Source organism: Exiguobacterium aurantiacum, from assembly GCF_024362205.1.
Classification (GTDB): domain Bacteria; phylum Bacillota; class Bacilli; order Exiguobacteriales; family Exiguobacteriaceae; genus Exiguobacterium; species Exiguobacterium aurantiacum_B.
This window is the reverse complement of record NZ_CP101462.1, coordinates 1,556,735-1,583,552: the sequence shown is the minus strand read 5'-3', so window position 1 is coordinate 1,583,552 and position 26,818 is coordinate 1,556,735. Positions and strand designations below refer to the sequence as shown.

The window sequence follows — 26,818 nt, the reverse complement described above, 5'->3', positions numbered from 1 at the left end:
TTTACTTGCTTGAATCGCGTATATCAACCATATACAGACAGAGGGAGTCTATTTATGAAACATCGACATACATCAGTCTTTGCTCTCGTCACGTTATCACTTACCTTGACCGGCTGTGCCTCGAACGATTTCCGGACGGATGGGATTGAAGAAGTCCGCGTCTCGGGATCGGACGGATTCAGCAGTTTTCAAGAGCGCGATATCGTCACGTTCGACGAACCGGAATCGATTCGAGTATTCGAAGACATGCTGCGTGAGGCAGACGAAATTCCAGGTGTCGCCAATGTGGTTGGGCCGGAATACGATATCGAAATCCGCTTCGAGGACGGGGAGACGGACCGCTATTACCTTTGGCTCAACGATGATGCGAAGTCGGCAAGCAGTCTTTACGACGCGGACGACACAAATATCGGCTACCGCCTTCCGGCTGACGTGACGGAGAAATTGATCAATCTGCTCGAACCAGGCGACTAAAAAAGACGCTTAGAATGGCGTCTTATGAGTTGAAGCGGATAAAGCGTTCAATCTGTTGCTCACTTTTTCGTGCTTGACGACCAATCCAAATCAAATGGCCGGGGCTGTTCAAGATGGTGAGCTGGGCGTGCGGGATGAGCCGTTTCGCGTGATGCGCGTGGCGGACCGGTACGGCCTTGTCATTTTTGGAGTGGACGATATACGTCGGGCACGTCACCCCGAGCAGCGCTTCATCGGTCACTTGTTGCCGCAGGTCGAACTGGGCACCGAGACCGAACGCCATTTGGCTAGCGACTCGTTTCAATAGGAAGATATCGTACGGGGTCACTTCGTCGCGGATGACATCGAGTGCGAGTAGGCTCGTCGATTGAATCATGCGGGCCGTCGCCTCGAACGGTTGTTTTTGAATCGCCCGAAAGACGAACTGTTTCATCGCGAATTGTAACGCGATAAATGCCGGCTGGGCGACGTTACGGCTGACATAACGCCGATACGGGAAATCGACGACGCTCGTTACTGCAGCCGCGAGCGTCAGACTGAGCGCGTGGTCGTTCTGTGACGCGAGCTCGATGGCTGTCGGGCCACCGGCCGAGATGCCGTACACGTGATACTGATCGATTGCCATGATTTCCATCAAACGACGTAGGTTGGTGGCGAACGCTTGCGGTGAAGCTGAAAATGAGTACGGAGTCTCACCGTAACCGGGACGGGATGGGACTATAACCCGAAAACCGGACACGACAAGCCGGTCCACATGGTACGGTTCGAGGCTTGATGATTGGGTCCCATGGATCAATATGATGACCGGACCATGACCGCGGTCCATATATTCGATTTTCGTGCCGTTGACGTGCGCGTAATGTTTCACTGCGGAAGGGCCTCCTTAAACGATTTGTAATGGAAAATACCTTTATTTCATGGAAATAACATGCTACTGTCTGTTTATACATATTTTACATAGAGAAGTGAAAGGGGATTAAACCGTGAACAACCGAGAAAGGTTACTCGAGGTGAGACGGTTTTTCGAACGCCATACAGATGACAACCATCCGAAGACGTTAGAAGACTTGCTCGAATATTTATCTACTATCGGAGATACTTCTAAGTTAGCAAAAAAATCAGTGAAAGACGACATCCAAGCATTGACCGATTCGGGGTTCGAGGTGCAGGATGAGCTCGAGAAGAACGGCCTTGCCAAAAAATATTGGCATTCGGCCCGTCTGTTTGAAATTCATGAGCTCCGGATGATGGTCGACGCCATCGTCGCGGCGAAGTTCATCTCGGAGGACGTGACGGAACGCATCGTCGAGAAGCTTCAAAAATTGACGAGCATCCCGGAAGCGGAGACGCTCCAGTCGATCATCAAGACACCGAAGAAGAAACACGGACAGATTCCTTACCATATCGACCGCATCCAGCGCGCGATCCAAGAACAAAAAGCGATCTCGTTCCAATACACGGACGTCGTCGGCTTTGACGCCACGAAGCGGACGTTCCCGCTCCGCCGTGACGGCGAACGTTATGTCGTCAATCCGATTGACCTGCACTGGAACCATGAACAGTACTATTTGATCGGGATCGATGAGTCAATCGGGGAAATCCGAAACTATCGCGTCGACCGCATCGTCAACTCGGAAATTGTCGAGGACGATACGCCGCGTATGAAGCATCATTTGCCGGACGACTATTTCCAAAAGTCGTTCAACATGTACAACGGGCTCGACGAGGAAATCGTCCTCGCCGTCGACGAGCGCGTCCTGCCGGTCATTTTTGACAAGCTCGGTGAAGACGTCTCGATCACGCAAGACGGTGATCGCTTCCTCATCCGCTTCGATGCGGCCGTATCCGACGGGTTCGTCTTCTGGCTCTTGTCGCTCGGGACGCAAGTCGAGGTGCTCGAACCGGTCACGCTCCGCGACCATATGCGCGAAACGATCGAGGCGATGGCCGAACGGTATGCGAAGGCAAGCATTCACTGAAACGGTTGAATTGAAGATATGATATACTGCTTGCGACACTTGTAGAAGGGGGACAGGCGGATGTTGAATTGGATGCCTTTAATCATTCCGATTGTCGCTGTCATTTTTGTCGCCGTCGTCGCAAGACGCGCCATGAAAATGGACCAAGAGAAATAAGCTAGGACGGACATCCTTCTCGTCATGAGGGGGATGTCTTTTCCGTCCAAAAGGAGGAGACCGGTGGATACCATCACACATACGCTGTTCGGTCTGACGCTCTACGGGGCGGCCGATAAGCGAGACTTACAAACAAACGAAAAACGGGCCTTGTTCGTCACGACGCTCGTCGGGAGTCAAATCCCGGACAGTGACGTCATCTCGCGACTATGGGACACGGAAGGGATGTATCAGATGTGGCACCGCGGTATCACTCACTCGATTTTCCTCGTCCCGTTGTTCGCGCTACTCATTTACATACTCGTGCGCCTCTTGTTCAAGGTGACCGATATCCGTTACTTCTGGTGGGCGTTCTTGTCCGTGTTCATCCATAACACGGCGGACTTGTTCAACGCCTGGGGGACGGGTTACTTCGAACCGTTATCGGATGTCCGGGTCACGTTCGGTGTCATCCCGATCGTTGATTTCGTCTATTGGGGCATTTTCCTCGTCGCCTGGCTGATCGCACGGCGAACTGACATCAGTCATACGGTGTATCGCTACGCCTGGGCAGCAATCGTCGTGCACGTCTTGATTCAAAGTGCGCAAGGGGCGTACTTGTATCAGTCGTATGCCGCCGATCACGATGAAGTGGCGCTGTCGGCCTCGTTCATCCCGACCCAGTTCACGGTCGTCACAAAGACCGATGAGTCGGTGTCGATTTACAGTGACTCGGTCTATCAAGAACCCGAGGTCCAATACGAGTTGACGAGTGCGGACGATGCCGATTTGAATCCGCTCTTCGCCGAAAATAAAGAAGCGATCACGCTCAAACAGTGGTCCCCGTTCGTTGTCGTCGTCGAGGATGATGAGCGGCTCGGCCTCTACGATCCGCGCTTCTTTGACGGTGAGTCGTCATTCCTTTACGAATACATCGAATTGTAGGTGATTCTATGTGGCGCATCCGTTATTTGTTCATCTTCGGTTACGAACAAGCACTCAGTTGCATCTTCCCGGTCGCCATCTTCGGGGCGCTCGCGTTGACGAAATGGTTCGACTTTCCGATTCCGCGCTATGACGTCCTCTTCATTTGGTGTCTGTTCGTCCAAGTCGTGCTCGTCAAGACCGGGCTCGAGACGATGGAAGAAGTGAAGGTGATCAGTTGGTTCCACGTCATCGGGCTCGGCCTCGAGCTGTTTAAAGTCCAGATGGGGTCGTGGAGCTATCCGGATGCGGCGTTGACGAAATGGTTCGGCGTCCCGCTCTATGCGGGGTTCATGTATGCGAGCGTCGGCAGCTACGTCGTCCAATCATGGCGCCGCCTTGATTTGGAGTTTCTCAAGATGCCGCCACCGCTCATCGCGTTCGGACTCGGAATCGCCATCTATTTCAACTTCTTTTGGCACCACATTTGGCTCGATATGCGCTGGGTGTTGATTGGTCTCGTCTTTCTCGTCTTCGGCCGAGCCATCGTCACGTACCGGCTCGACGACCGTCGCTTCACGATGCCCGTCGTCGTCGCCTTCTTTTTGATCGCCTGCTTCATCTGGTTCGCGGAGAATATCGTCACGTTCTATAACGGTTGGGCGTATCCGAACCAGTTGAGCGGTTGGGCGCTCGTCGACCTCGGCAAGCTGTCGTCGTGGTTCCTGCTCGTCATCATCAGCATCTTGCTGGTGGCGTGGCAGAAACGAAGACAGGAGCTCTCATGAAAAAACGTGTGCAACCGTCGTTGGCTGCACACGTTTTTTGATTACGTCGTTCGTTGTTTGGAGCGGGCGACCATAAGGACGATGAACACATAGAGCGGAAATGTGAACGTGAGCGCGATGATCAATAGCCCGACGGCCGGACTTGGCCATGCCGCTTCACTAGGGGCGGGGATGACACGTGTCCAGACATAGGTGAACAGCGCCAAATAGGGGAGCCATAAGACGTACAGGGATAGGTTCCATGGTGAAGGAGTTAGTCGCGTGACGTGTTTGATGATGAGCCGCGTGAACAACCAGAGTAAAGCAAGAGCGATAGAGACGATGACTAGCGTATAAATATTGCCCATGATCAAATAGAGCCGTCCGCTGTTGGCGAGCAGTTGAATGTTCAATAATAGCAGCACCGCGAGGGAAATGGAGATAGATTGTAACTTGAGGAAGTGGGCCATATAGGACTCCTTAATCTGATAGGATGATGAAACATTATTCGGCAATGTTCGTATAATATGAAAGAGGTGATCAGGTTGGCACAATTAATTGCGTTTTGGTTTGTCGGATTCATCTGTGTGCTTTCGACATTTGTATATATGTCACAATGGCGGAGCGAGCGCAAATTGATGAAATTGCTGGGAGCCATATTTAGTGTCTTCATAGCTATCGTTTGTTTTATGATTGCCGTACCTGATACATATGATCGCGCGCTTGGCCGTTATGAGACGGAAACTGGGAGTTGCTATGTCGTTGACAATCAGTCGAAACAAGGCGGCGTGACGCTCTGGTTTGAAGAGGAGTCTTACGATTTTCCGGACATACCGGAGGACGTTGCATATGGACCAGGCACGTTGTTTGATTGTACCGTCACGTTGACGAAAGTGAATTCGACTGGAGTTGACTATGTGTTGAAGTCGAAAGATGGCGATCCGCTCTTTTCAACATACTAAAGTATTCTTCTGATTAGAAGGATATTTTTTTTAATGATTTTTTGCCATTTTTTCTATTAAAGTCAATTATCATTTCGAATCTACTTTTCCGATAAAGCAATAGGTTGAGTGCAACGGATGTCGGTACGCTGTAAAAGACACTGATTTCCATGTGGAAACTGTCGAATCAAATGATTATTTAAATTTATATAATTTTCGGAATATTATTTTTATTCATAAATGATTATGATAAAATCATAACAGTATAAATGGAGATTTTTTACTTTGAGATGAGGGATATGCTTTATTTTGGAATCGGCTCTTTGGAATCAATAGTTTATGATCTACAAGTAAGCTCGAAACGGTTATGAGAATCTACTTATATTTTGAAAGGGGGAGAACTTAATGAACTGGATTGCTCAAAAATCGGCTCAGTTTTTCATCACTATTTTCGTATTGATAGCAATCAGCGCCTTGCCGTCACTCGTCGTGCAACTCGAGTTCGTGCCTTCGAACTACTGGCACGGGATTCAACAACAATTCAGTCAGTTGGCGAAACTCGATGAGATTACATACTTCAACGTCACCGCGCAACGCGAGTTACCGTTATTGCCAGATCTCGGTCCGCTCATGAAAGAGACGCTTATTATCTTGACGACGTCACTTGTCGTCTCAGTCGGGTTCGCCCTTATGTACGCCTATTTCTTTTATCGGAGCGGGAAGCGTGTACGCACGGTGCTTCAACAAACGAGCCAGACGCTCGAGATGATCCCAGATTTATTTTGGCTCATCTTTTCACAATATCTTGCGATCACGATTCATAAGACGACCGGCTTCGATCGAATCGAAGTCGCTGGCGGGTTCGCCGAATACATACGTTTTCTACCGATTTTGACGTTGACGCTCACTATTCTATTTTTCTTCCTCAAATGGTTGACGAAACATATCCTCGAGGAGGAAGCGACACCGTTTCTCGAGTTGGCGCGAGCTAAAGGCGTCCGGCCGGCAGGGTTGTTCTGGAAGCATTTGCTTCCGAATTTGGTGTATCGCTTCTATCTCTTTTTCCGCTCGAACTTGATCACGGTGCTATCGAGTCTCCTGATCATCGAATATTTGTTCAACGTGCAAGGGATTTTCCGTTTTGTCGTCTATAATCCTGTGATGCCAATCCTACTCGTGATCTTGTTGGTCGTCTATATCCCAATCTTCACATTGGATTTACTGGCGGAGTGGCTTATCCCGAAAGCATGGAAAGGGGAGATTTGATGCGTCGTACGCTGCTACGTGACCCAGTTTTCATAATCGTCTTTACAATCTTGATGGGCTTGCTATTGTTAAGCATCGGAAATACGATTTTTCGAGACGGTCAAGTCGATCAATTCCTGAACCGTTACTCCGATGAGGGACGATTGATTGGCATTCCACCGCTCGAACCGTCCAAAGATCAGTGGCTCGGAACCGACCGCGCCGGGAATGATTTGTTTCAAATGATGATCGAAGGGTTCAAATGGACGGTCGGTATTTGTGCGACCGTGGCGCTCGGACGGATGGTGCTCGGCTTAGTAGTTGGGATTCCGCTCGCGTTTCGCGGGGCACGGTTGAACCGAATTTTCAAAATGCTGTTGGATGGATTTTTGATTCTACCGATTTCCCTTCTTGCCATGATGATGCTGTTTTCGTCCCTGTTGTTCGCAGACTCGACGATGGTGCCACCGCTAGTTGACCGCGTGACGCTTCAATTGACGGTCTTCGTGTTGCTCGGTCTACCTGCCGTCACGCTGTACCTGATTACAGAAATCCGGCAGTTGCTTCAACAAGAGTTTATGATTGTCGCCGAGACGTTAGGCGGCAGCGTCTGGCATCGAGTGAGGCGGCACTTGTGGCCGCACCTCGTCCCGACGATGGTAATCGTCTTCATGCAACAATTCGTGCAAACATTGATGTTACTCATTCATCTGTCCTTATTCGGCGTCTTTTTTGGAGGGACCATTTACTTATTCGAAGGTGTGATGCCGACACTGTTTGAATGGTCGTCGATGTTCGGCTATTATTTCAAGCAGTTCACGGCGACGACCTGGATGACGAGTCACATGTTCCTCGTCCCTGCGATTGGATTGTCGATGCTCGTCTTCCTCAGTAACTTGCTGACGAGCCGCCTCGAGCGGGCATTCCGGTTACGACGCCAAGAGGCGGTCGTCACGGAAGAGACGATGTCTCAAGCGGAGGCGGCAGCCGCGTCACTCGCGAATCCGTTCACCTGTGTGCACGCGGATGGAAAGTTTGGACTCGAAGGAAAGAGACACAACGATGATATCGTTAAAAATGTTTGATCATCTAGCAACAGTCGAGTGATTAAACAGTAAGATTTATAACATGAGTACAATTCTGGTGTTCCCACGAGTGGGAATGCCTTTTTCTATTGTTATTTACGGGCTTTACACTCATTGATATCTGAATAATCAAATAAAACAATAGTCATTTGGATAAATCTTGCTATAATTAATCCAACTAATAATTACCAAATGATACCTTGGAGGTAAAAATATGGGTGAAATTAAATGCGTACAGATGACTCGAAAATTTGAAGGTGAGGGAATTGATACATATGCGTTGAAGCCAATCACTATGGATTTTAAAGCGGGTGATTTTGTATCCGTCATTGGACCATCAGGATCGGGAAAATCAACCCTCTTGAGCCTTTTAGGAACGCTTGACGTGCCGACAAGTGGTGATCTTTACTTCGAGGGGGTAAAGCTAAGTCAATTGAACGCGAAGGAGCTGGCCGATTTTCGTTTTGAGAAAGTCGGATTCATCTTTCAACAGTTCCATTTGATTCCGACATTGACCTCAATTGAGAACGTGATGGCACCGCTCTTTAGTCGTAAGGTCGACTACGACAAAAAAGAGCGTGCCTTATCGCTCTTGGCACGTGTCGGGTTACAAGAGAAAGCGGAGTCGTTGCCGTCCCAATTGTCGGGCGGCCAACAACAGCGCGTCGCGGTCGCACGCGCCCTCATCCATGAGCCGGAATGGTTGCTCGCCGACGAACCGACCGGGAACCTCGATTCGGAGACGGGCGAGGTCATCTTCGAACTGTTACGAGAGTTGAATCAGGAGAAAGGGTGTGGCGTCATCTGTGTGACCCATGACCCGAGTATCGCCGAGCGGGCCGACGTCCAGGTCCGGATGAAAGACGGTGAAATCATCGAAGTGATCGACATGAGGGTGACGGGACATGCTTAAGTTCATCTGGAACTCGTGGTGGCGCAACAAGGAGCGGTTCATCCTGCTCCTCGTCGGCGTCTTGATCGTCAGTACCGGGCTGTCGTATCTCGTCGGGCTCACCGAGTCGAACAAGGGAACGGTCGTATCCGAACTCGAGAAACGTTGGAAATCCTCCTATCATATCGTCGTCCGGCCGCCGGGCACGCGGAGCGTGACCGAGGAGCTGGATTTGCTCGAACCGAACTATATGAGCGGCTTGGACGGCGGAATCACACTCGAGCAGTATGAGCAAATCAAACAGATTAGCGACATCGAGGTCGCGGCACCAATTGCGATGATCGGATCGTATGAATATTTCAAGAAGATTGGCACGTTTCAAACGGACGAGCCGAAAGTGTATCGCGTGAAATTTATCGAACGTACGAATACGGGTGCTGGGATCGAAGAAGACATCTCAAATCTTTACGTCTTAGGAGATTGGCGCCCGATGGAGGCCGACCCAAACTATGGCATGTCGCCACCTGACGTCGGCGAGACCATCGAGCCGATTCTGCCCTCCAATTTTATGATTGCCGGAATCGATCCGGAGGCAGAGGCGAGCTTGGTCGGCTTGGACAAAGCAGTAGTGAAGACTGGGCATAGTCAGTATTTCTCTGGGTCAGTCGACACGAGTGTGAATGAAGAGGGAATCGTCCAAGTCCCCGTGATCATGAGCACCGAGAATTTTGTCGACATGACCATGGCCTATGAGTTGGAAGAGGTCGAACTTCCAATCGACACGACAGACACCCAAGAGATCGCCAATTATGTGCGGGACAAAGGTGGAAAGAGCTATCTCGAGAGTCTTTCCGGGAAAACGATTGACGAAGTCGAGCCCGTCGGTAGCAAGGAAGTGCATAAGGAAGTCATCCAGTCCCTGCTGAACGGGGACCCACTCGGCTTCTCGGACGAGAATGATGCATTCAACTTTCTCATGATGCGCCCCTCTTCACTGGACTATGAGACCGTCACGAGTCCGTTCGCGGAGAGATGGCCGTTCGCCTACCAGGTGAAACCTTACGAGGTCCCAGAGGACAGCATTTATCCGTTGAAACAGATGTACCGGCCGCTCAATATGTTCAGTGAGACGGGATTGGATTGGCCGAAAGTGAAACTAAATTATATCGGGGCCTTCGACCCAGGCAAGCTCGATATGGCGCGCGACCCGCTCACCGACCTGCCGATGGAGACGTATTTCCCGGCCAAGGCCGATTGGGTCATCGATGCGAATGACGAGCCGGTCAACCCGGTGAAGGAGATGTTGCCGCTGAATAACGACCGCGGTTTCCTCACCCGCCCGCCGCTCGTCCTGACGACGCTCGAGGCGGCCGCCGCCATCCTCGGCGACGAGCCGATCTCGGCGATCCGGGTCAACGTGAGCGGGGTCGACGAGCTGAACGAGGCGAGCGAGGCGAAGCTTCAGACGGTCGCGAAGGAGATCGAGGAGACGACGGGGCTCATCACTGACGTCACGCTCGGGTCGTCCCCGCAGATGGCACTGACGTATCTGCCAGGCCTCAAAGAGGGCGAGGCGCTCGGCTGGGTCCAACAGCCGTGGGTCCGCCTAGGCTCTTCGTTCACCATCTTCGAGGAGACGAAGATGGGCATGGGTGGCGTCATCGCGAGCGTCATCCTCGTCGCGATTTTGTACGTGTTCACGTCGAACGTGATCATGTTGTACGCCCGAAAAAAAGAGTTCGCGGTGCTGCTCTCGCTCGGGTGGGGACCGAGACAGCTATCTCGTCTCCTCTTGATCGAGGCGATCCTGCTCGGGGGTGTCGTCGCCCTCATCGCGTGGTCCATCTTGGGTGCGTTCCTCCTTGCCGGGGATACGGCGACGACCTGGATTCGTGTCGTCTTGATCGGGTTTGGTGGGCTCGGGATTTATGTGTTGGGGTCCCTCGTGCCGATGATGATGATCCGTCAGATCAAACCGTATGAGGCGCTGCGCTCCGGGGCGACGACGCGCGGGTTACGGCTCGTCCGGGCCGAGGGCGTGCTCGGGATGGCGTTCAACCAGCTCGTGACTCAGTGGAAGCGCACGCTCTTGACACTGCTCGCCATCGCGGTGCCGACGAGTTTGTTCATGTTCTTCCTGTTCGTCTCAGTCCGCCTGCAAGGCGTCATGTTCACCTCGCTTCTCGGGGAGTATGTCGCCCTTGAGGTCGGGACGATGCACTATGTCGCCATGGGCGTATCGCTCCTCATCGCCGTCCTGACGACGACGGAGGTCATGTGGCAGAACATCAACGAACGGAGAAGTGAGATCGCCATCCTCAAGGCGACCGGCTGGCGCTCGGCGAACGTGCGCCGTCTCGTGCTCGTCGAAGGCGGATTGCTCGGACTCTTGGCCGGTCTACTCGGCCTGGTCGTCGCGGGTGTGCTCGTCTGGAACGTATATGGGTCGCTTCCGCTCACCGAGGTGCTCTTCCTCACGGCGACACTACTCGTTCCCGTGCTGACGGGCCTGATCGGCGCGTTACTCCCGGCCCAGATGGCCGTTAGCGTCTTGCCCTACCAGGCGATGCGTGGGACGCAGGTGAACACTAAACGGACGGAGCGTCGCTTCAAATGGATCCTTGGGACCGTCGCAGGAGGTCTCGGCGCAGCCGTCTTGACCTTGTTCTTCTTCGCGCTCCCAGAAGGAGAAAAGGAACCAGTGCAACGTGAAGTGACCGAAGTGCAGGGCACGAAAGGGGAGAAGCTGGGCGACCTCGATTCCGACTCGACGGATCCAGAATCTTCACCGGCGTCCTCGAAGACGGGTGCGGTTGAGGCACGCGGTAGCAAGGCGTATCGGTACTATGAATATGATAATCCGACTTACCGTGATGAACTCGTCAGCATCGAGAAAATTGTCCCGACGCCTGATGAGGTTGCCCCAGCTAAGCCAGGATACAAGTTGGTTTCGGTGGCGGTACGTGGGAAGACGCCTCAAGACGATGTAGATGCAAACGGTGGAACCATCAAGTACCATCCGCCAGGTTTTAAGTTGCTGGATGACAATGGTGAAGAGTACAAGGTGAAATCGTTTAGTGTAGTTGAACGAGGGGGATGGGAACATAACTCTTGGCTTCGAGTTCCTTCAACGTCCTTGGTCACATTGACATATGAAGTTCCAGAAAACACAGCACGGGTCGCGCTTATCGTTAATGGGGATATAGTGGCCGGTGAATATGTGATTGGTGTGGATATTTCTAATAAACCTTCTGATTCTTCACGAGAAATCGAAAAACGAGGAAATGATTCGTATCGTTATTATGAATATGACGACCCGACCTACCGTGATGAACTCGTCAGCATCGAGAAGATTGTTCCGACTCCTGCAGAAGTTGCCCCGGCTAAGCCAGGATACAAATTGGTTTCGGTGGCGGTACGTGGTGACACACCGAAGGCCGGGACGGACTCAGATGGGGGAATTATCAAATACTATCCTCCGGGCTATAAGTTGCTTGATGATCAAGGAGAAGAGTATAAAGTCAAAACATTCACGGTGGTCGAACGAGGAGGGTGGGAACACAATTCCTGGTTACGTGTTCCGTCTACATCTTTGGTCACCCTGACCTATGAAGTTCCAGAAGAAACTAAGCGTGCAGCGCTCCTTGTGAGCGGAGAGATTGTCGGAGGAGACTACGTGATTGCCTTCGATATCAACTAAGTAAAGTCACAGTGGAATTAAAACGTGTTCGAAGCATCGATTGTTGCTTTGGGCACGTTTTATTTTGGATTGATTTCGCATCTGAATTCTTCTTAAGAATATACTCGTTTATTTTCAAACGGCCTAAACGATTAGAGAATCTGCCTCTCCGTTGATAAGGATTTGCACTACGGAAAAGAACGTCTATTCAGCGCTATTTGCATCTCTCAATCTGTCGAAGAGTCGATTTAATACCGTATTGCAATCAAGTATATGTCAGAGAAGGGGGAAGAAGGATTTCAACGAATGCACATCGAATGATGTGATGTAAAAGATGTTATTTGTTGTTGATCATTCAGTGTCGAAGTTAAAGCGTTTAGAAACAATTCATTTCAAAGGAGATTATTGGATGGATTCAAATACAGTGACTGTATCATCTCTCGTTGACGCGCCAATCGATAAAGTATGGCGACTTTGGACAGAACCTGACCATATTAAGCAGTGGAATCATGCATCAGAAGATTGGCACACGACGGAAGCAGAGAATGACTTGAGAGCCGGAGGAAAGTTTCGAAGTCGGATGGAGGCCAAAGATAAAAGTATGGGCTTCGATTTTGAAGGTGTATATGATGAAGTTCAGGTCAATCAACTCATTCAATATCACCTTGAAGACAATCGTAGAGTAACCGTTTCATTTGTTTCGGAAGGGGAGCAAACAAAAGTGGTCGAAACATTTGATGCGGAATCGATGAATCCGCTTGAGTTACAGCGTCAAGGTTGGCAGGCAATTCTTGATAATTTCGCAAAGTACGTTAGAAAACAGTAAATTGAAGACACGCTGTGTACATGTTGGCATCGACATATACACATAGTGTCTATTCTTTTTTATTCTTGAGCTAATTTTTGAATGGATTGTATCATTTATAATTTGGTCGGGAGACTTTACAATTCAGTGCAGCCAGAAATGGAGGTAGGAGACGATAAACATCAAGACGTTCACACTCGTGTTTATTGATATTTATGTCGCGATAAGCCTTCCTGCAATGCTAGGAATCGGCTATGTGATTGACTGGATACCGGAAGCGAGTCTGTCCCAACAACTTAGGGGATATGTGATCGAAGGATTGACGAATGGATTTCAGCTTAAGATTGCAACCTCAGCGATAGCAAGTCTGGTGCTAATTACCTTGCTGTCGAGACGTAGAGCCAATCAATCGCTTCGATAGACATCGCTTCATTCTTCAACAGGTTGTGCCTTCACTTGCGCCATCCACGCGTCAAGCTTGTTATAGTCGATTTTTCCTGACTTTGCCGCGTAAAAGAAACCGTGGTAGCGGAGCGTGTCCTCACTGTTGATGATGAATTCGTCTAACTCATCTCCGTCTTGATCATATAAGGTGACCCGATACGAGTAACCCATATAGCCGATACTAGGCTTTCCTTTTTGAAATGTGACGTCATTCAAGTTATTCATGACGGTGTATATGTCGTCTCGGTCACTCAAGTTGAGTTCATAACCGCTCTGACCGTCAAGCACGTGGATGTGGGACACGCTCGACGGTGACGTCGTGATGACTCGCTGCGGGATAAACGTCGTCGCATATAGCAGTACGACGACGAGACTGATGATCAACATATACTTGCGTTTGTTGTGGAATTTCTTCAAGGTGCTTCTCCTTCGTGTCAGTCGTCAATCACATCTTCCCCAGCTTGCCGCAGTTTCTCAAGCGATTCAAGCATATGCGTGATCACATCATCCGGATGGCGTTCCCACGCCCCGAGCTCGGCCACGACTTTGAGCGGGGCATTCGACCGGTACGACCGGGTCGGATTGCCTGGGAAGCGCTTGTCCGTCAAGTTCGGGTCATTCTCGAAGTCACCCGTCGGTTCGACGAGATAGATGCGCTCACGAGCCTCACCGCTCGCCAGTTCGGCTCCCCATTTGGCGGCGTCGAGGGTGGCGCTGAAGTAGACGTAATTCGACTGCTTGTCTTGATAGTTCGAACGTCGCTTCGGTTCAAGCAAGTCACCTAGCTTCAGTTCGGCTTTCGTGCCGTGAAAAAACGGGCCGGGGTCGAGCGGTCTCATGTCATCAGTCATGCTTCATCTCTCCTTCAGTCAGGTTGTCTTCACAGTATAGTGGCTAAATTTAGGAGAAGATAGTCTGTTTTTGGTTCGAGAATCGCGATATAATAGAGACGGGAAGAGCGACAGGCTCTTCCTTTTTCGTTACAACGAATTCAAAGCTGTTTACGAAACGAATAGCTCGTGATGGCATAGTCCATTTTGTCTGTATAAAAGCGGTGCGCCTCGGTCCGGGCAAGTCCTGACTCGAGGGCGACGTATTTGGCACTATGGTCGCGGGCGTATTCGTGGACGAAGTGAAGCAGCATCTCACCATATCCGTTCGAGCGATGGTTCGCGCACGTCACAAGGTCGTAAATGAAGACGTATTTCTCGAGATAGAGATTGACGCGGAGCTCAATACCCGCAAGCGATACAATCGCATCGTCGGCGTATAACGCATACAGTTCATAGCCTTGTGGTCGCATGGCGGCGACGAGCTCGCGATAGGTGTCGAGCGTCAGGTCGGTACGCAGTTGGTTCATGACTGGGAACGATTCATCGAGTTCGTGTGGCGACTCGATTGGTTTGATGAAATAGATGGTCGATGGAATGGGAATCATGCCTCCTTGAGGGGATGTTATATGTAGATTTCGCTCTCGTAAGACAGGATTCCTTCCATACTTATAAACGGACAGAAGGGACAGATATATCGTGAAACATGCGCTAGTAATCGGCGGCAGCGGGATGCTGGCGGGGACGGTCCTTTGGTTGGCAGAGGTCGGGTATCACGTATCTATCATCGGACGGGATGGCGAGAAAATGAGCCGATTGACCGAGCGATTGCCAGATCGTCTGTCTGCCGTATTGGTCGACTATCGGGACGACTTGCTTCTGAAGGAAGCACTGCGACGTTCGATTGAGATTCATGGAGATTTCGACTTGGTCGTTGCCTGGATTTATTCGGACGCAGCTGATGCCTTACCGTGTGTGTTGTCAGCACTACAAAGGGGCACGGACGTGTTCCATCTTCTAGGGAGCCGCGCCAATCCGAGCGGTGTGAGGAACGGGCTGACAATCCCTGAAGACGTCCGTTATCACCAAGTGCAACTCGGCTATCAGGTCGTGAAAGGGCAGCGCCGCTGGTTGACGCATGAAGAGATTGCCGGAGGCGTGGTCGAGGCGATTCAAGAGAAGAAACCTCTTTGTTTAGTCGGCTTTGCAACGAAGTGAGAATATTGATTTTAAAAAATGTAAATTTGAGAAAGGTGTGCCGTACATATGAAGATTCTGATTGGCCAACCCAAAATGGAAAAACACCTAGAGCAATTCAGTCAAGACATCAAAGCGAACCCTGATGTGGACTTGATCTTGTATCCGGAAGGCTATTGTCAGGTTACCCATCTTCCCGAGGTCAAGAAACTCGCGAAGACGTTTCAGACAGCGGTCGTGATGGGCTATCGGAACGAGCAGAACGTGGACCGAGCCCTCATCATCAACAAGCGTGGGGAAACACTGTTGGACCGTGCCAAGACACCGGAAACGATGCCGCTCTTCATGCCGTCAACCGTCGATGACGATGGTCAACGATACGGATATGTGCTCTGTCGAGAAATCTTCATGGGGCTGGAAGGACTCAAATCGGAAGAGGACATTCAACTTATCTTCAATCCGATTGGAGTCGGCATGTTCAGCGAAGAACAATACGAGGAATGGTCTGGAGAAGCGAAAAAGATTGCATTGCAACAACGATCAATCATTCTTGGGACGAGCCATGCCGACGGGTCGTATCGGAACTGTGGCCATTCGATTCCGATCGCGTATTGCTTTGATGAGACGGGCGAGGAGGTATTGCTGTCGAAAAACGATACGCTTACCCGGATTGTCGATACGGTGAAAAAGACAGTCAACTTACTCATTCCACAAATTTGAAATAATTGTTGACTAAAAATTCCAATGGGAATAAGATACTTATACATATTCGAAAAAAGGCATGGAAGAGAAAAGTAGAGTGACTCGATTTTTATACAAAGAACTTCGGTAGCTGAAAAGAAGTTAAAAATCCTCACTTGAAAATGGTCTCTGAGCTTCGACCTGAAAATACGTTTCGTATGAGTAGGCTTCGACGGGAATTGGCATCCGTTATCAATGTCACGGTATACGAACGAGCTTATTTGTTCTGTACTTGTAGAGGCAAATGGCGTAAGTCATTTTGCGAACTAAGGTGGTACCACGGGGAATCCAAACCTCGTCCTTAACTGTTATGAACAGTTGAGGGCGAGGTTTTTTTGTTTTCTATTCAACTAATTAACTGGAGGAATGAAGTCATGGCTGTATTCATTGGTGGGGCTTGGGTTTATGCGAACGGATCTTTACATTTAGGACATGTTTCGAGTCTTCTTTCCGGAGATATTTTAGCAAGGTATTTTCGGCTAAAAAAAGAAGAAGTACTATATGTGTCAGGCAGCGATTGTAACGGGACCCCGATTACAGTAAGAGCGAAGCAGGAGGGTGTATCGCCTCCTGTGATTGCAGATCGGTACCATGAGGAGTTTGTTACATGTTTTTCGAAGCTCGGATTTTCATATGATGTGTACACGAGAACAGACACCACGTTCCATCATCGGAACGTGCAAAACATATTTTTCGATTTGCTTCAAAAAGGACTGATTTATAAAAAAGAAGTCGAGCAAAGTTACTGCAACGTTTCAGCATTGTTGTGTCGCGTTCCCGAATCTCGACCCGATGCTGAGCGCCATGAAAGCGCATGGTCTTCGGCGCGGCATCATCACGAACGGATTTGGCGAATTTCAAATGAAGTCGATCCATGGTCTAGGTATCCACGACTATTTCGATTGCATTCTCGTCTCAGAATGGGAAGGTATGAAAAAGCCAGACCCCGAGCTGTTTCATCGGGGCCTCGAGCGATTAGACGTTACGCCAGGAACTGCCATGTTCGTCGGGGACCCTGCGCTCCACGACATTCAAGCAGCCAAACGAGTCGGCATGCGGACGGTTTGGAAACGGAACGACCGCTGGGAGGAGTCCGATGCAGGAGCCGACGAGTCGATTGACGATTTGTCCGAGTTGATTGTAATGCGATGAATTGAGCTTTAGGAGAGGAAGAGGGAGTATGCCGTTAGATGTAGGGTATATCAAGGAGCGGATGGAACATCATCGCGTGCCGGGTTGTAGTATCGCCTGGCTTGAACATGGGCAACTGATGGACTCTAAACAGTTCGGCACGGTAGCGACAGGGAACGGTCAACCCGTGACGGCGGACACGCGCTTCAATGCCTGCTCGATGAGTAAGTTTTTGACCGGTGTCCTCGTTATGAAGTTGGTCGAAACGGGTCAGTTAGCGTTAGATGTTCCGGTGAATGACCGGCTCGTCTCGTGGCAACTAAAGGATGTTGTCTCGACACCATCCGAGGTGACGTTGCGTCAAGTATTGCGTCATGAGTCCGGGGTCATCGATGCGACGGACAGTTTTGGAGAACTCGATGTCACGTTCGGACGTCCGTCGATGACCGCTTTATTGAGCGGAAACACGCCATATCACGACGGACCGGTTCAGGTGACTGGCGAGCCGGGCCAAACGTTTCATTATTCAGACGCTGGATTTTGTGTGATTCAACTGTTGGTTGAGGACGTCATGAAGCGCCAGTTCGCGGATGTGATGCGTGACGAGCTGTTCGTCCCGCTCGGTATCCATGCAAGTGGGTATGACTTGGAGGTGGAGCGTGTGACGTTCGCGAGCGGCCACGACAAGCACGGCCATCCCGTTGCGCCCATCATCCCGCACTATCCATATCCAGCGGCGGCCGGGCTATGGACGACGACAGAGGATTTGTCGCGCGTCGTTGTCGAACTGATGAAGGCGGTGAAAGGGAACAGTCGCAAACTGTCTGATCGGACGTTAGAAGACATGCTGTCTGGTTCGTCGTCCAACCCGTTCATCGGACTCGGTGTCTTTCTCGATGGGGAACAAAAACGGCGCGAACTGTCGTCGCTCGGCTGGGGGATTGGTTTTCAAAGCATGATCGTGGCGTATCCATACATCGGAAAATCACTGATCATCATGACGAATGCAGAGTTAGGGGTGCACCAAATGGATGGTCTGATTGGGGATGTTTATCGAGCGATATTCAACTGAACGTGGACATGTTCGTAACGATTTCGTCGACGACCTCATTTCCATTTTCTCGATTCACGTCATAGAACGTATCCTCATGTAACAACGACACGTGTTCACCGCTTTGAAGTTCATACTGTTCGAGTAACGGGCAAATCCGGTCATGGACGAAACGGGCGGCCTCAAGGGATGTGTGAGGATAGATGATAGCGAACGTGTCTAGGGCGACGCGATACTTATGATCCGTTCGTCTCGTGGCCAGGTGAAGCTCGTCGCTGAAGTAGTTCAAGAACCATTCATACTCGGTCCGTCCAAACCGTTCCTCGAACTGTCTCAGCTCATGGATTTGAATGAACGACACCGTGAAGGCGTCACCGTGGCGAATGAGGCGATCGCGTTCTGCAGTCAAGTCCATCCGAAACCGTTCGGCGTTATCGAGCCACGTCTCAGGGTCAACGGCCACGAGCTGTTGGGCCCGCTCTTCTAACTCGAGCCGTGACAGCTGCACGTTCTTCACGAGTTGATGAACAAGGCCGGACAAGACGGACATGACGAGCAGCAGAATCGTAAAACTGATGCCTCTGCTGTTGAAAAACTGAACGTTTCCTGCTTCATAGATGGACGCGAACCATCGGAAATAGATGAATAAAAAGAGGAGGAGCGTGACAGACAAAGTCAGCCCGGCCCGCCTCCCGAAGATGAGGGAAGATAAGACGATGGCAGGTAAAATCAAGTAGCCGAGAAGGCCGGTGTTACTTTCGAACAAAAGGACGGTGTATGCCATCGTGCCGACAATCATACAAGCGATGAGCCCGAACAAATAAGTCGATTCATTAGTCCATTGCTTCATGTTCACCCCTCCATCTGTTTTGAGTCGGCTCGCGATGAGCCACCTCCTCAATTACCCGCTATATATGCGAAATAACCAATCAAAGGTGTCCGTCACCTTCATTATAAAACATAAGACTGGAACAACGAGCTCGTTTTTTGAATCGGGGCGAGTGTGTTCTTCGAGTGGTGTCGTTAGTTATGTGGCGAAGTCAGTCTGGCTATCGTGAATCAGCGTGCCGATCGATTCGCCCGAACAGATTCGTTTCATCGCGTCCGTCTCCTCAAAGTCGAACAAGGTATGTTAAACGGTTTTTCCACAATCAGAGTTAACGCTTTTTGAAGCAACGTGGCATCAACTCATTTTGTGAACAAGCGATGCTCTCGACGACTAGCCAGCTGGTGATTGCGGAACAATCATCGTATGCCATTTAGATCGTCCGGATGTCCTTATTGCTGTGGTAGAAGAACACATTGATCAGATGACTCAAACGTTATAATAAGCCAATTGAGAGAATGGTCTCAATCGGCTTTTTCTGTTGTTTCGCCAAAACTATAACCGCATTAGGATGCTTGCTCCTCGTGTAGAGCTGACGTATACAAAGCTTGTCTCGATCGCTCTATCACCACCCGAACCGTGACCAAGCCAACAAGTAAGAAAGCGAGTGAGAAGGCGACATATGTCGAACGAATCCCGACATATTCAGCGAGGAGGCCGATGCCAAACGTCAACCCGATGATGAGGATGGACTCGACTACATTGATCACTCCCGAGAAGCGGCCCATCAGTTCGGTCGGCACGTTGTTCTGATAAAAGGACAAGAAGCCTGTGTTCGCGAACGATAGGGCGAACGTGAGCAGGAAGAACCCGGCGGATGCGAGCACGAACGATTCCGAGAAGGCGAAAACGAGATAGCCGACAGGTGTTAGGATGGCGCCGAAACTGATTAAGAACGGTAACGTCATCCGAGCGCTGAACGTCGCATTGATGATGGAGCCGGCGATAATCCCGGCTCCGGCGACACTGACGAGAAAGCCGTATCGACTCTCGGAGAAACCGAGCACTTGCGTCGCGAACGACGCCTCGAGTGAGTCGAGCCCCGACATGAAAATCGTCATGACACAGAATAGACCATAGACGAGCGTCACGTAACGCATGGTCGACGCGAACCGGACGACCGTCTTCCAGTCCTCGATAATCATGCGCAGGCTGAATACCTCGACCTCCTCGCTGGCCGTGAACAGCCTCGGTAAGCATGCGAGAATCCCGACGGACACGAGCAACGCCAGCGCGTTCAACTGGATGGCGAACGTCGGGCTGCCAATCATGAACAAAAGCCCAGCAATGGCCGGTCCTAAGATGAACCCGGCCGATTGGACGAAGTTCTTGAGCGCGTTGAACCGTTGCCGGTCAGCGCTTGGGACGAGTTTCGTCATATAGACGAGGGAGGCCGATTCGAAGACGGAGCTCGCGATATTCAATCCAAACACGAGCACATAGATGAGCGCGAGTGAGTCGGTGAAAGCGAGACTGAAGACGACGACGGCACGGAGCGCATCGAGCCACATCATCAAGCGGCGCGTGTCGGTGCGGTCGATGACCGAGCCTGACCAAACATTCGCGCATAGGGCCGCGAGCGGGACGAGGATGTAGAGGACCGACACGGCGAACGGCGATTGCGTCATCTCGAGGACGATCAAGTTGAGGGCGATGAAGTACACCCAGGCCCCAAGGTTCGAGATGCCGACGCCAGCAAGTAAAAGTAAAGGTTGTTTCCAAGTACGCATTTCCATCGTCCCCGTTCAAAAGTAGATTTTGAACAGTATGTCACAAAAATGATTGATGTACCAGATAAATCCAATCGATTTCAAAATTTTATATAATTGATTATCCGGCTCGCTTTCTTTCCATAGATTGGACAAAGAGGATGAGATATACTTTTTGTTAGAGCCAGATAGCTGTCGAATGTGTAGAAACGAATAATTAGCTTAACGCGTTTTACCGGCAAAGTGGGCGGTGATGTTCCGAGGCACGTCCTCGAGCGATCCGGTCAATTGGATGACGTGGGGTAGATGATAGAACGTGCTCGTCGTCTCAAAATCGTCGAAGCGATTTGTGGCATCATGTATGAACACCGTCACACCTGCACCGAGGGCGATCCCGAGCTCGACATGGCTGCTGTTGCCCGCCGGCAGTAAGATGACGACGAAGTCCGAAGCCTTGATGGCCTCGAACTCGCTCGTGCCGATGACTCGCAAGTCTTCAAGTGTCGTGGCGCGGTCGTTCGTCGTCCAGTCGTATGTATGCGTGTGACCTTGAGAGAGAAGAGTATCACGCAGCTCTCTCACTCGCTCGATGTTTGCGAAGCGTGAGCCGATATAGAAGTGCATAAGGTTCCTCCTATGGTTGCGAAAATTTAATGGACTTGGCTAAACTTCGTCACCGCTACTTCATGAACGATAAGCAACAAAATCGCAATAAAAAAGACGAGCAACGCGACGTACTCGGGATTGACGTTCAGAAAGAAGTTGAGGCCGAACAGGGGCGTCACGAACAAAATATAGAGCGGATACTGAATCGCGAACAGAGCGTCCAACACCACGATGTCATACATATATGTTTCGAAGCTGTTCAAGGTGAACACGGTCACACTTGCGAACAGAATAGCCATAATTAATAGTTTGGCGACACGATTCCGTAATAAACACGTCCCGAACATGCAAGCGAGCAGTAAGCAGGAGGCGACCGCATGAATCGGCTGAATCGTCGCATCAGGGAACATGATGGATGGAATCAGGTTCACGATGAACGCGAGTATATAGACCGATGACAAGACGATGAGGCATTTCTTTGGATTGCCCATCAGGACACCCCTTTCTGGATGAGGGTTATATTTACATTTAATTACAAGTGTAATTTTACACTAAAGGAATAGTATGTCAAGGTGAAGAGGTGGATTTATTTACTTGAAACGAATCGTAACGTAAAGAGATGGAAACAGAGCTTTGGCAAATTATATAGGAAGGGGCAATCGTTCAAATGAGCCTGAAAAAACAACTGCACAAGGCGATCCTCTCAAATGACCGAACGACCGTTCAACGTCTAGTGAAGTCGCTCGCTCACGAAGTGGTGTTAGATACATTTCTTGAAGTTGCGTTTAATACAGATGATTTAGCGGTCTACGAAATCGTATGCGATCAGATTCAAGTTGAGCAGACTGCGGATTGGGAAGAGGCTGCGTCGCTTCTCATGAGCCAACCGTTCTGTCACCATCCTCATGCCTATGAACGGGCCTACGAACATGCGAAACGTGCTGTCGAGCTTGATTCTAGCCGCATAGATCTAAAGGAATACTTGCTCTTTTTCAATGCGATTCCCGACAAATTAATGACGGATGATGAAGCGAACGAATTAGCGACCGAGATTCTAAAGCTGCGGCCAACAAGTCAGGTCGCTAAGATGCATCTTCTGTGAAACGATGACAAGAGTTTTGATGGATGATTATTCCAAGTGACAACGTCCGATGATACAATTAATGTAAGTCAGCCCTCGAGGAGGCGACAATATGCGTTGGATGATTCGGCTTGGCTTGACCGCAGTGCTTACGGTAGGAACGGTCTTCATTGGAATACGTCTTATCAGCTTATTGATGGAATGGTGGTATCGTGCTCCAACGTCGGGCTTGAAGTTGCGACCGACACCGGCAGAATCTGAGTATTTGATGGAGTCGTCCGAAGGAAAGATGAGGATACCAAAAGAAGAAGAACAGTCTCGTCTGAAACTGGACTATTTGGATTATACGATTGATTCCGTGACGACCGTCATCGAACGAGGCGACGGCATCTTCTATTGGGAGTTGTTGCTAGCCTGTGTATTGCTTAGCGGAGTGATTTTTGCCGCTAACATTCGTTTTCAGCACCGCAAGCGAGCTGACGAAACAGCTTCGTTCACGACGCGGACGTTCTCGCGTCATTCAGTCCCGAGCTCGATAACGAGTGTCGAAGAACCGGCTTGGACCGGTGTGACGATTCGGGACGCTCTCATCGCGTTCAATCAGGCGTTACCGCCGACGAAGAAATGGCTTCCGGCAGAGACGATTTTAGAGTGGGCATGGCGCATCGAACTGACGGACATCGATTTCAAGTCGTATTTTGACGAGCGCTATGGAATGAAAGATTCGGTGACTCCGGAAGAAGTTGACCGCTTCCGCAGAAGGCTCGAGCAGTATCAAGACCGTCTAACTCGTTGAGTAAACGTTTAAACGATTCATCGTGTTCGATTGAACAAAAAGATAGCAGTGAATATGGGAGGTGAAACTGGATGGAGCTACATGTTGAGACGTTATTTAAAATGGATGGGTTTAGCATAATTGATGCCGATTTATCAGGTGACGAAGTGATTGTTCTGGTGGATCAGGATGGCCCGGTCGTCTATTGGAATGAGCGGACGATACGACTGCCGTTTCATTTGAGTTCGCCATTCATCCGTCTCCTTGATTCAGAAACGTTTCTCGTCGTCGATGTGACGCACGAAGGTACACCCGGCAATGTCTGGGTCATCGATGGACGAGGGTCGATACTTCATTCGTTCCATGCGGGCAACGCCATCGGAGCGGTCGCCGTCAACGACACGGGGGTTTGGATCGGCTATGCCGATGAAGGGGTGTTCGGGGAAGGGATATCCACCGAGGCACTCGTCTGTTTCTCGAGGACAGGTGAAGTGTTACAACGCTATCAGTCAGATTTTGTACGTCCACCGAACATTGTCGACTGCGAATTGTTGCAAGCAAATCGAACCGGGGTCTGGCTCTGTCCGTCGATTTGGTATGACTTGATTCATATCGATGTGACCGGTCGACTCAACAAGTATAAGACGCCGAAGCGACTTCACGACAGTTCGGCGCTGACGATTCAAGGACAGGTCGGCTACTTCGTAAAAGACGGGTTGTTGTACAAGTGGCCGTTCGGTGCACGGAAACGTCCTGACGTTGTAGATGAGTTTTCGGGAACTGCTAGAGGGTTAGAGGAGGGCGAACGGTTCCACTTCATGAAAATCGGTGATTATGAAGTGAGCGGCGTTCGAATCGTCGACGAATGATGACCATTTTACAGTCGACGATATCAAGGTGCTGACTGATGAGGAGGAGCGAGACAGATGGAATTCCATTTACCGAAGCGAATCAAGACGTTCTATTGGCGTGTGTTTCCAGTAGCTTTTGTCTTGATTACCTATTATCAAATCGTTCACGATTGGCAATTGGAGCAGTTCGGTTTTGACGAGCTCGAAGATGTCGGAACGTTATTATTTATTCTTGGCGTAAGCGCATGCGAGGCTGCGTTAGTGACGGTGTTCCTATGGTACGTCGTCGAATTAGTGAAGAAGTTACTGCGTACAACCGAATAATTTCTCGTGATGATAGACCTGATATACAGGTCTTTTTTTACGTTTTACACGTCTAGTCATACAGAATCGTGTTTAATCATTGAATCAACTTGCCGGAATCAATTCCCTCTTTTTTGTAAATTCAGTATACTCATGTTATTGATGTTAGAAAGAGGGCGATGAGATGAGGCTTGAGACAAACCTTCCAGGTTTTGCGATGGAAGAGATTGAACAGGTGGAGCAACAAGTGGGGGCACGCTTCCCAGACGGCTTGCGTGACGCATGGGGGCATGGGAACAAGTTTGAACTTGGAGATTGGTTTTTCTATCCGATCAAGGACGAGCGCTTTTTCAATAAAACATGGGATGATGTGATTAGAGCCAATGAGTTGAAACAAGAGGAGTTGCCGGAAGGGTTCGTGACGCTTGCGACGAATGGATCTGGTGATGAGCTCGGCTTTTTGAAAGACGATCAGAAGACGATTTACGTCTGGTGGCACGAGATAAATGAACTCGAGGTGGCGGCGCATTCGTTTGAGGCGTTCGTCGAAGTGAAGCAGGCGGAAAGCGATGTGCTCGAGACGTTTTGCGAACGAGTCGAGGAAAATGGACTCGTCTTTGGATTATCTGCAGAGCAAGACGAAGGGTGGGCGTACGCACCATCGCATTTCGATGCGACAGACGTCTTGTTATTCTTTTCGTCCCGAGAGCTTGCGCTCGCGTGCCGAGCTGAAGAATGGGCCGACTATCATGTGATCGAGTTGCCGGTCAAATTATTCCTAGAACGCTGGTTGCCAAACATGTCGGATGATGAGCTGCTGTGCGGCCTCGATTGGTCTAGCGAGTTGTTAGGATTGGAATATGACCCAGAAACCATTCTAGAGTATTTCGAATTATTTTATTTCACATACCGCGAACATAATCTGTTTTTATAGAAAAGAGAGTAGCAACTATGATAAATCCTTTTTCCAAAAAACGCGATCATCTCGACAATTGTTCGTGTTCAAACTGTCGCGAGGAACACAAAACCCTATTAGGTTACGGTTCTGTCATGCCGGCAAGCATCGAAGGCTTCTCGAAGAAGCAGTTGAAGCGACGCGTCGTGTTGACCGATGACCTATGCGTCGTCGATGAGGCTCATTTTTTTGTCTACGGCTGTGTGGAGCTCCCGATTGTCGGAGAAGATGAGATTTTTTCTTGGAACGTCTGGGTGTCACTTAGTGCCGACAATTTTTTCCGCATGCTCGATTTGTGGGATGAGCCGTCCCGCGTCGAACTTGACCCGATGTTCGGCTGGTTCGCCACCGAACTACCTGGCTATCCAGACACCCTCAATTTGAAGACGAACGTTCATACCCGAGAAGTGGGGATACGGCCGTTCATCGAATTAGAGCCGACCGACCATCTGCTTGCCGTCGAACAGCGGGAAGGAATCACCCGCGGACGGATTGAAGAACTGGCTCGCATCGTGGAAAGCGACGCATGAGAGGAGAACACATCTTTGAACGATTATAACGTAGGGAATATCTTTGAGCTGGATTCAGGCAACGAGACCCTTTCGGTGGAGCAACAAGCGATGATGGATCGCATCGACGCCTACGTTGAGGCGAACCAGTTCAAACAGCTCGAACATTACCTTCAACAGACCCGAGGCATCGAACAGATGTTGATTGACCGCGTGATGATGGATCCGACCGATAACAGCCGCTGGGACTGGCTCATCGGGTATGAATTGATCGATACCATCAAAGATTTTGCCCGGGTGAACAGCTTTGGTCTCACTGCCCATACGTTTCATCCGGATGATCCGTTCTATTTCGCGCTCGCCTTATATTGGACGGGTTGGAATGACTTTGTCATCACGGACGAGGATGTCGCCTTGGCAGAGTCACTTATCGAACAAGGACCGGTAGAAGTGAGCGGCCTGCTATGTATTGCGTTGGCGAGGAGAGACATCGATCATTTCGATTATACATATGTTCAACGAGCGATTGAACGATGCCCGTGGGCCGTCGAACCATATATTCGTCTCGGCGAACATCGCTTGCGGGCCCATCCAGCAGAAGGAAAGATGCTTTTACAGCAAGGGCTTGACCGGGTGAAGTATACGTGGGGATTCGATCAAAAGGGGCGCTGGTTCAACACGGGCTCGCAGTATTTCAATCCCACCACGTGGCGACAAGACACAATCGCTGAGCTGCTCGGTCTAAGCATGGACCACGACGAGTATAAAAAATACGAGCGGATTATCAATACGAAATAATTATCTTCAAGAACGGAGCATTGGA

Annotated in this window: 30 protein-coding genes, 1 pseudogene and 1 other annotated feature; of the genes and pseudogenes, 22 read left to right on the top strand and 9 right to left on the bottom strand. The window is 50.1% G+C overall.

Features of this window, described 5'->3' with window-relative positions; all coding sequences use genetic code 11:
• Nucleotides 1-54 precede the first annotated feature (54 nt).
• Complete coding sequence (locus NMQ00_RS08230; RefSeq protein WP_255176302.1) at nt 55-474, top strand: YhfM domain-containing protein; 420 nt, start codon at nt 55-57, stop codon at nt 472-474.
• Nucleotides 475-496: 22 nt separating this feature from the next.
• Here the strand turns inward: NMQ00_RS08230 and NMQ00_RS08225 are convergent, their stop codons facing one another.
• The gene (locus NMQ00_RS08225; RefSeq protein WP_255176301.1) at nt 497-1,342 is read right to left on the bottom strand and encodes an alpha/beta fold hydrolase; all 846 of its coding nucleotides are present in this window, start codon (nt 1,340-1,342) and stop codon (nt 497-499) included.
• A gap of 115 nt (nt 1,343-1,457) precedes the next feature.
• Here NMQ00_RS08225 and NMQ00_RS08220 point away from each other — a divergent pair, with 115 nt between their 5' ends.
• The 3 genes from NMQ00_RS08220 to NMQ00_RS08210 all read left to right on the top strand — a co-directional run bounded on the left by NMQ00_RS08220 (nt 1,458) and on the right by NMQ00_RS08210 (nt 4,300).
• The gene (locus NMQ00_RS08220) at nt 1,458-2,453 is read left to right on the top strand and encodes a helix-turn-helix transcriptional regulator (RefSeq protein WP_255176300.1); all 996 of its coding nucleotides are present in this window, start codon (nt 1,458-1,460) and stop codon (nt 2,451-2,453) included.
• Between the two features lie 219 nt (nt 2,454-2,672).
• Complete coding sequence (locus tag NMQ00_RS08215) at nt 2,673-3,533, top strand: metal-dependent hydrolase (RefSeq protein WP_255176299.1); 861 nt, start codon at nt 2,673-2,675, stop codon at nt 3,531-3,533.
• An 8-nt stretch (nt 3,534-3,541) separates the two neighbouring features.
• Nucleotides 3,542-4,300, top strand: a complete 759-nt coding sequence (locus NMQ00_RS08210) for a DUF817 domain-containing protein (RefSeq protein ID WP_255176298.1) — start codon at nt 3,542-3,544, stop codon at nt 4,298-4,300.
• Nucleotides 4,301-4,341: 41 nt separating this feature from the next.
• Here NMQ00_RS08210 and NMQ00_RS08205 read toward each other — a convergent pair whose 3' ends face one another.
• Complete coding sequence (locus NMQ00_RS08205) at nt 4,342-4,749, bottom strand: hypothetical protein (RefSeq protein ID WP_255176297.1); 408 nt, start codon at nt 4,747-4,749, stop codon at nt 4,342-4,344.
• A 219-nt stretch (nt 4,750-4,968) separates the two neighbouring features.
• On the opposite strand from NMQ00_RS08205, the gene NMQ00_RS08200 reads away from it, so the two are divergent.
• The 6 genes from NMQ00_RS08200 (at nt 4,969) to NMQ00_RS08175 (ending at nt 12,947) form a co-directional block, all read left to right on the top strand.
• Nucleotides 4,969-5,241, top strand: a complete 273-nt coding sequence (locus NMQ00_RS08200; protein ID WP_255176296.1) for a hypothetical protein — start codon at nt 4,969-4,971, stop codon at nt 5,239-5,241.
• A 384-nt stretch (nt 5,242-5,625) separates the two neighbouring features.
• Nucleotides 5,626-6,486: an ABC transporter permease subunit gene (locus NMQ00_RS08195; RefSeq protein ID WP_255176295.1), complete on the top strand. Its 861-nt coding sequence runs from the start codon at nt 5,626-5,628 to the stop codon at nt 6,484-6,486.
• The gene (locus NMQ00_RS08190; RefSeq protein WP_255176294.1) at nt 6,486-7,550 is read left to right on the top strand and encodes an ABC transporter permease; all 1,065 of its coding nucleotides are present in this window, start codon (nt 6,486-6,488) and stop codon (nt 7,548-7,550) included. Before NMQ00_RS08195 ends, NMQ00_RS08190 begins: the two co-directional genes overlap by 1 nt.
• A gap of 214 nt (nt 7,551-7,764) precedes the next feature.
• Nucleotides 7,765-8,463, top strand: a complete 699-nt coding sequence (locus NMQ00_RS08185; RefSeq protein WP_255176293.1) for an ABC transporter ATP-binding protein — start codon at nt 7,765-7,767, stop codon at nt 8,461-8,463.
• Complete coding sequence (locus NMQ00_RS08180; protein ID WP_255176292.1) at nt 8,456-12,142, top strand: ABC transporter permease; 3,687 nt, start codon at nt 8,456-8,458, stop codon at nt 12,140-12,142. Before NMQ00_RS08185 ends, NMQ00_RS08180 begins: the two co-directional genes overlap by 8 nt.
• 388 nt (nt 12,143-12,530) lie before the next feature.
• Nucleotides 12,531-12,947 (top strand): SRPBCC family protein, encoded by a 417-nt coding sequence (locus NMQ00_RS08175; RefSeq protein ID WP_255176291.1) that lies wholly within the window; start codon nt 12,531-12,533, stop codon nt 12,945-12,947.
• Between the two features lie 408 nt (nt 12,948-13,355).
• Here the strand turns inward: NMQ00_RS08175 and NMQ00_RS08170 are convergent, their stop codons facing one another.
• The 3 genes from NMQ00_RS08170 to NMQ00_RS08160 all read right to left on the bottom strand — a co-directional run bounded on the left by NMQ00_RS08170 (nt 13,356) and on the right by NMQ00_RS08160 (nt 14,808).
• Nucleotides 13,356-13,787, bottom strand: a complete 432-nt coding sequence (locus tag NMQ00_RS08170) for a hypothetical protein (RefSeq protein ID WP_255176290.1) — start codon at nt 13,785-13,787, stop codon at nt 13,356-13,358.
• Nucleotides 13,788-13,804: 17 nt separating this feature from the next.
• Nucleotides 13,805-14,221 carry an NAD(+)--rifampin ADP-ribosyltransferase gene (gene arr / locus NMQ00_RS08165; protein WP_255176289.1) on the bottom strand — a complete coding sequence of 139 codons (417 nt, stop codon included), beginning with the start codon at nt 14,219-14,221 and terminating at the stop codon, nt 13,805-13,807.
• Between the two features lie 140 nt (nt 14,222-14,361).
• Nucleotides 14,362-14,808 carry a GNAT family N-acetyltransferase gene (locus NMQ00_RS08160; RefSeq protein ID WP_255176288.1) on the bottom strand — a complete coding sequence of 149 codons (447 nt, stop codon included), beginning with the start codon at nt 14,806-14,808 and terminating at the stop codon, nt 14,362-14,364.
• A gap of 91 nt (nt 14,809-14,899) precedes the next feature.
• Here NMQ00_RS08160 and NMQ00_RS08155 point away from each other — a divergent pair, with 91 nt between their 5' ends.
• The 5 genes and pseudogenes from NMQ00_RS08155 (at nt 14,900) to NMQ00_RS08135 (ending at nt 18,341) form a co-directional block, all read left to right on the top strand.
• Nucleotides 14,900-15,418, top strand: a complete 519-nt coding sequence (locus NMQ00_RS08155; RefSeq protein ID WP_255176287.1) for a Rossmann-fold NAD(P)-binding domain-containing protein — start codon at nt 14,900-14,902, stop codon at nt 15,416-15,418.
• A gap of 75 nt (nt 15,419-15,493) precedes the next feature.
• Nucleotides 15,494-16,117 (top strand): carbon-nitrogen hydrolase family protein, encoded by a 624-nt coding sequence (locus tag NMQ00_RS08150; protein ID WP_255176286.1) that lies wholly within the window; start codon nt 15,494-15,496, stop codon nt 16,115-16,117.
• A 53-nt stretch (nt 16,118-16,170) separates the two neighbouring features.
• Nucleotides 16,171-16,444 (top strand) — a binding site (T-box leader).
• A gap of 68 nt (nt 16,445-16,512) precedes the next feature.
• A pseudogene (locus NMQ00_RS08145) lies at nt 16,513-16,887 on the top strand (class I tRNA ligase family protein); the annotation flags it as partial.
• The gene (locus tag NMQ00_RS08140) at nt 16,859-17,290 is read left to right on the top strand and encodes an HAD family hydrolase (protein WP_255178698.1); all 432 of its coding nucleotides are present in this window, start codon (nt 16,859-16,861) and stop codon (nt 17,288-17,290) included. The pseudogene NMQ00_RS08145 and the gene NMQ00_RS08140, both read left to right, overlap by 29 nt.
• Before the next feature lie 28 nt (nt 17,291-17,318).
• A complete protein-coding gene (locus NMQ00_RS08135; RefSeq protein WP_255176285.1) occupies nt 17,319-18,341 on the top strand; it encodes a serine hydrolase domain-containing protein in 1,023 nt (340 codons plus the stop codon).
• Here NMQ00_RS08135 and NMQ00_RS08130 read toward each other — a convergent pair.
• From NMQ00_RS08130 to NMQ00_RS08115, 4 genes are all read right to left on the bottom strand, one after another.
• The gene (locus NMQ00_RS08130; protein WP_255176284.1) at nt 18,334-19,170 is read right to left on the bottom strand and encodes a GGDEF domain-containing protein; all 837 of its coding nucleotides are present in this window, start codon (nt 19,168-19,170) and stop codon (nt 18,334-18,336) included. The genes NMQ00_RS08135 and NMQ00_RS08130 overlap by 8 nt on opposite strands.
• Before the next feature lie 542 nt (nt 19,171-19,712).
• The gene (locus NMQ00_RS08125) at nt 19,713-20,936 is read right to left on the bottom strand and encodes an MFS transporter (protein ID WP_255176283.1); all 1,224 of its coding nucleotides are present in this window, start codon (nt 20,934-20,936) and stop codon (nt 19,713-19,715) included.
• A gap of 201 nt (nt 20,937-21,137) precedes the next feature.
• The gene (locus NMQ00_RS08120; RefSeq protein WP_255176282.1) at nt 21,138-21,539 is read right to left on the bottom strand and encodes a group-specific protein; all 402 of its coding nucleotides are present in this window, start codon (nt 21,537-21,539) and stop codon (nt 21,138-21,140) included.
• Between the two features lie 26 nt (nt 21,540-21,565).
• Entirely contained in the window at nt 21,566-22,012 is a 447-nt protein-coding gene (locus NMQ00_RS08115; RefSeq protein WP_255176281.1) for a hypothetical protein, read from the bottom strand.
• Between the two features lie 176 nt (nt 22,013-22,188).
• On the opposite strand from NMQ00_RS08115, the gene NMQ00_RS08110 reads away from it, so the two are divergent.
• The 7 genes from NMQ00_RS08110 to NMQ00_RS08080 all read left to right on the top strand — a co-directional run bounded on the left by NMQ00_RS08110 (nt 22,189) and on the right by NMQ00_RS08080 (nt 26,793).
• Nucleotides 22,189-22,623 (top strand): hypothetical protein, encoded by a 435-nt coding sequence (locus NMQ00_RS08110; RefSeq protein WP_128122501.1) that lies wholly within the window; start codon nt 22,189-22,191, stop codon nt 22,621-22,623.
• A gap of 91 nt (nt 22,624-22,714) precedes the next feature.
• Entirely contained in the window at nt 22,715-23,398 is a 684-nt protein-coding gene (locus NMQ00_RS08105) for a hypothetical protein (protein WP_255176280.1), read from the top strand.
• 71 nt (nt 23,399-23,469) lie between these two features.
• Nucleotides 23,470-24,246, top strand: coding sequence for a hypothetical protein (locus NMQ00_RS08100; protein ID WP_255176279.1), 777 nt, complete (start codon nt 23,470-23,472; stop codon nt 24,244-24,246).
• 57 nt (nt 24,247-24,303) lie between these two features.
• Nucleotides 24,304-24,552, top strand: coding sequence for a hypothetical protein (locus NMQ00_RS08095; RefSeq protein ID WP_255176278.1), 249 nt, complete (start codon nt 24,304-24,306; stop codon nt 24,550-24,552).
• A gap of 163 nt (nt 24,553-24,715) precedes the next feature.
• The gene (locus NMQ00_RS08090; RefSeq protein WP_255176277.1) at nt 24,716-25,465 is read left to right on the top strand and encodes a DUF2750 domain-containing protein; all 750 of its coding nucleotides are present in this window, start codon (nt 24,716-24,718) and stop codon (nt 25,463-25,465) included.
• A gap of 17 nt (nt 25,466-25,482) precedes the next feature.
• Nucleotides 25,483-26,016 carry a DUF2199 domain-containing protein gene (locus tag NMQ00_RS08085; RefSeq protein ID WP_255176276.1) on the top strand — a complete coding sequence of 178 codons (534 nt, stop codon included), beginning with the start codon at nt 25,483-25,485 and terminating at the stop codon, nt 26,014-26,016.
• A 15-nt stretch (nt 26,017-26,031) separates the two neighbouring features.
• Nucleotides 26,032-26,793, top strand: coding sequence for a hypothetical protein (locus tag NMQ00_RS08080; RefSeq protein ID WP_255176275.1), 762 nt, complete (start codon nt 26,032-26,034; stop codon nt 26,791-26,793).
• Nucleotides 26,794-26,818 lie beyond the last annotated feature (25 nt).

Bases quoted from the DNA above. Each gene is read 5' to 3' on its own strand.
- NMQ00_RS08230 (WP_255176302.1), top strand. From the start codon at position 55: ATGAAACATCGACATACATCAGTCTTTGCTCTCGTCACGTTATCACTT.
- NMQ00_RS08120 (WP_255176282.1), bottom strand. From the start codon at position 21,539: ATGCACTTCTATATCGGCTCACGCTTCGCAAACATCGAGCGAGTGAGA.
- NMQ00_RS08200 (WP_255176296.1), top strand. From the start codon at position 4,969: ATGATTGCCGTACCTGATACATATGATCGCGCGCTTGGCCGTTATGAG.
- NMQ00_RS08210 (WP_255176298.1), top strand. From the start codon at position 3,542: ATGTGGCGCATCCGTTATTTGTTCATCTTCGGTTACGAACAAGCACTC.
- arr (WP_255176289.1), bottom strand. From the start codon at position 14,221: ATGACTGATGACATGAGACCGCTCGACCCCGGCCCGTTTTTTCACGGC.
- NMQ00_RS08195 (WP_255176295.1), top strand. From the start codon at position 5,626: ATGAACTGGATTGCTCAAAAATCGGCTCAGTTTTTCATCACTATTTTC.
- NMQ00_RS08205 (WP_255176297.1), bottom strand. From the start codon at position 4,749: ATGGCCCACTTCCTCAAGTTACAATCTATCTCCATTTCCCTCGCGGTG.
- NMQ00_RS08190 (WP_255176294.1), top strand. From the start codon at position 6,486: ATGCGTCGTACGCTGCTACGTGACCCAGTTTTCATAATCGTCTTTACA.
- NMQ00_RS08180 (WP_255176292.1), top strand. From the start codon at position 8,456: ATGCTTAAGTTCATCTGGAACTCGTGGTGGCGCAACAAGGAGCGGTTC.
- NMQ00_RS08110 (WP_128122501.1), top strand. From the start codon at position 22,189: ATGAGCCTGAAAAAACAACTGCACAAGGCGATCCTCTCAAATGACCGA.
- NMQ00_RS08100 (WP_255176279.1), top strand. From the start codon at position 23,470: ATGGAGCTACATGTTGAGACGTTATTTAAAATGGATGGGTTTAGCATA.
- NMQ00_RS08125 (WP_255176283.1), bottom strand. From the start codon at position 20,936: ATGCGTACTTGGAAACAACCTTTACTTTTACTTGCTGGCGTCGGCATC.
- NMQ00_RS08115 (WP_255176281.1), bottom strand. From the start codon at position 22,012: ATGGGCAATCCAAAGAAATGCCTCATCGTCTTGTCATCGGTCTATATA.
- NMQ00_RS08160 (WP_255176288.1), bottom strand. From the start codon at position 14,808: ATGATTCCCATTCCATCGACCATCTATTTCATCAAACCAATCGAGTCG.
- NMQ00_RS08185 (WP_255176293.1), top strand. From the start codon at position 7,765: ATGGGTGAAATTAAATGCGTACAGATGACTCGAAAATTTGAAGGTGAG.
- NMQ00_RS08095 (WP_255176278.1), top strand. From the start codon at position 24,304: ATGGAATTCCATTTACCGAAGCGAATCAAGACGTTCTATTGGCGTGTG.
- NMQ00_RS08130 (WP_255176284.1), bottom strand. From the start codon at position 19,170: ATGAAGCAATGGACTAATGAATCGACTTATTTGTTCGGGCTCATCGCT.
- NMQ00_RS08085 (WP_255176276.1), top strand. From the start codon at position 25,483: ATGATAAATCCTTTTTCCAAAAAACGCGATCATCTCGACAATTGTTCG.
- NMQ00_RS08175 (WP_255176291.1), top strand. From the start codon at position 12,531: ATGGATTCAAATACAGTGACTGTATCATCTCTCGTTGACGCGCCAATC.
- NMQ00_RS08090 (WP_255176277.1), top strand. From the start codon at position 24,716: ATGAGGCTTGAGACAAACCTTCCAGGTTTTGCGATGGAAGAGATTGAA.
- NMQ00_RS08135 (WP_255176285.1), top strand. From the start codon at position 17,319: ATGCCGTTAGATGTAGGGTATATCAAGGAGCGGATGGAACATCATCGC.
- NMQ00_RS08150 (WP_255176286.1), top strand. From the start codon at position 15,494: ATGGAAAAACACCTAGAGCAATTCAGTCAAGACATCAAAGCGAACCCT.
- NMQ00_RS08105 (WP_255176280.1), top strand. From the start codon at position 22,715: ATGCGTTGGATGATTCGGCTTGGCTTGACCGCAGTGCTTACGGTAGGA.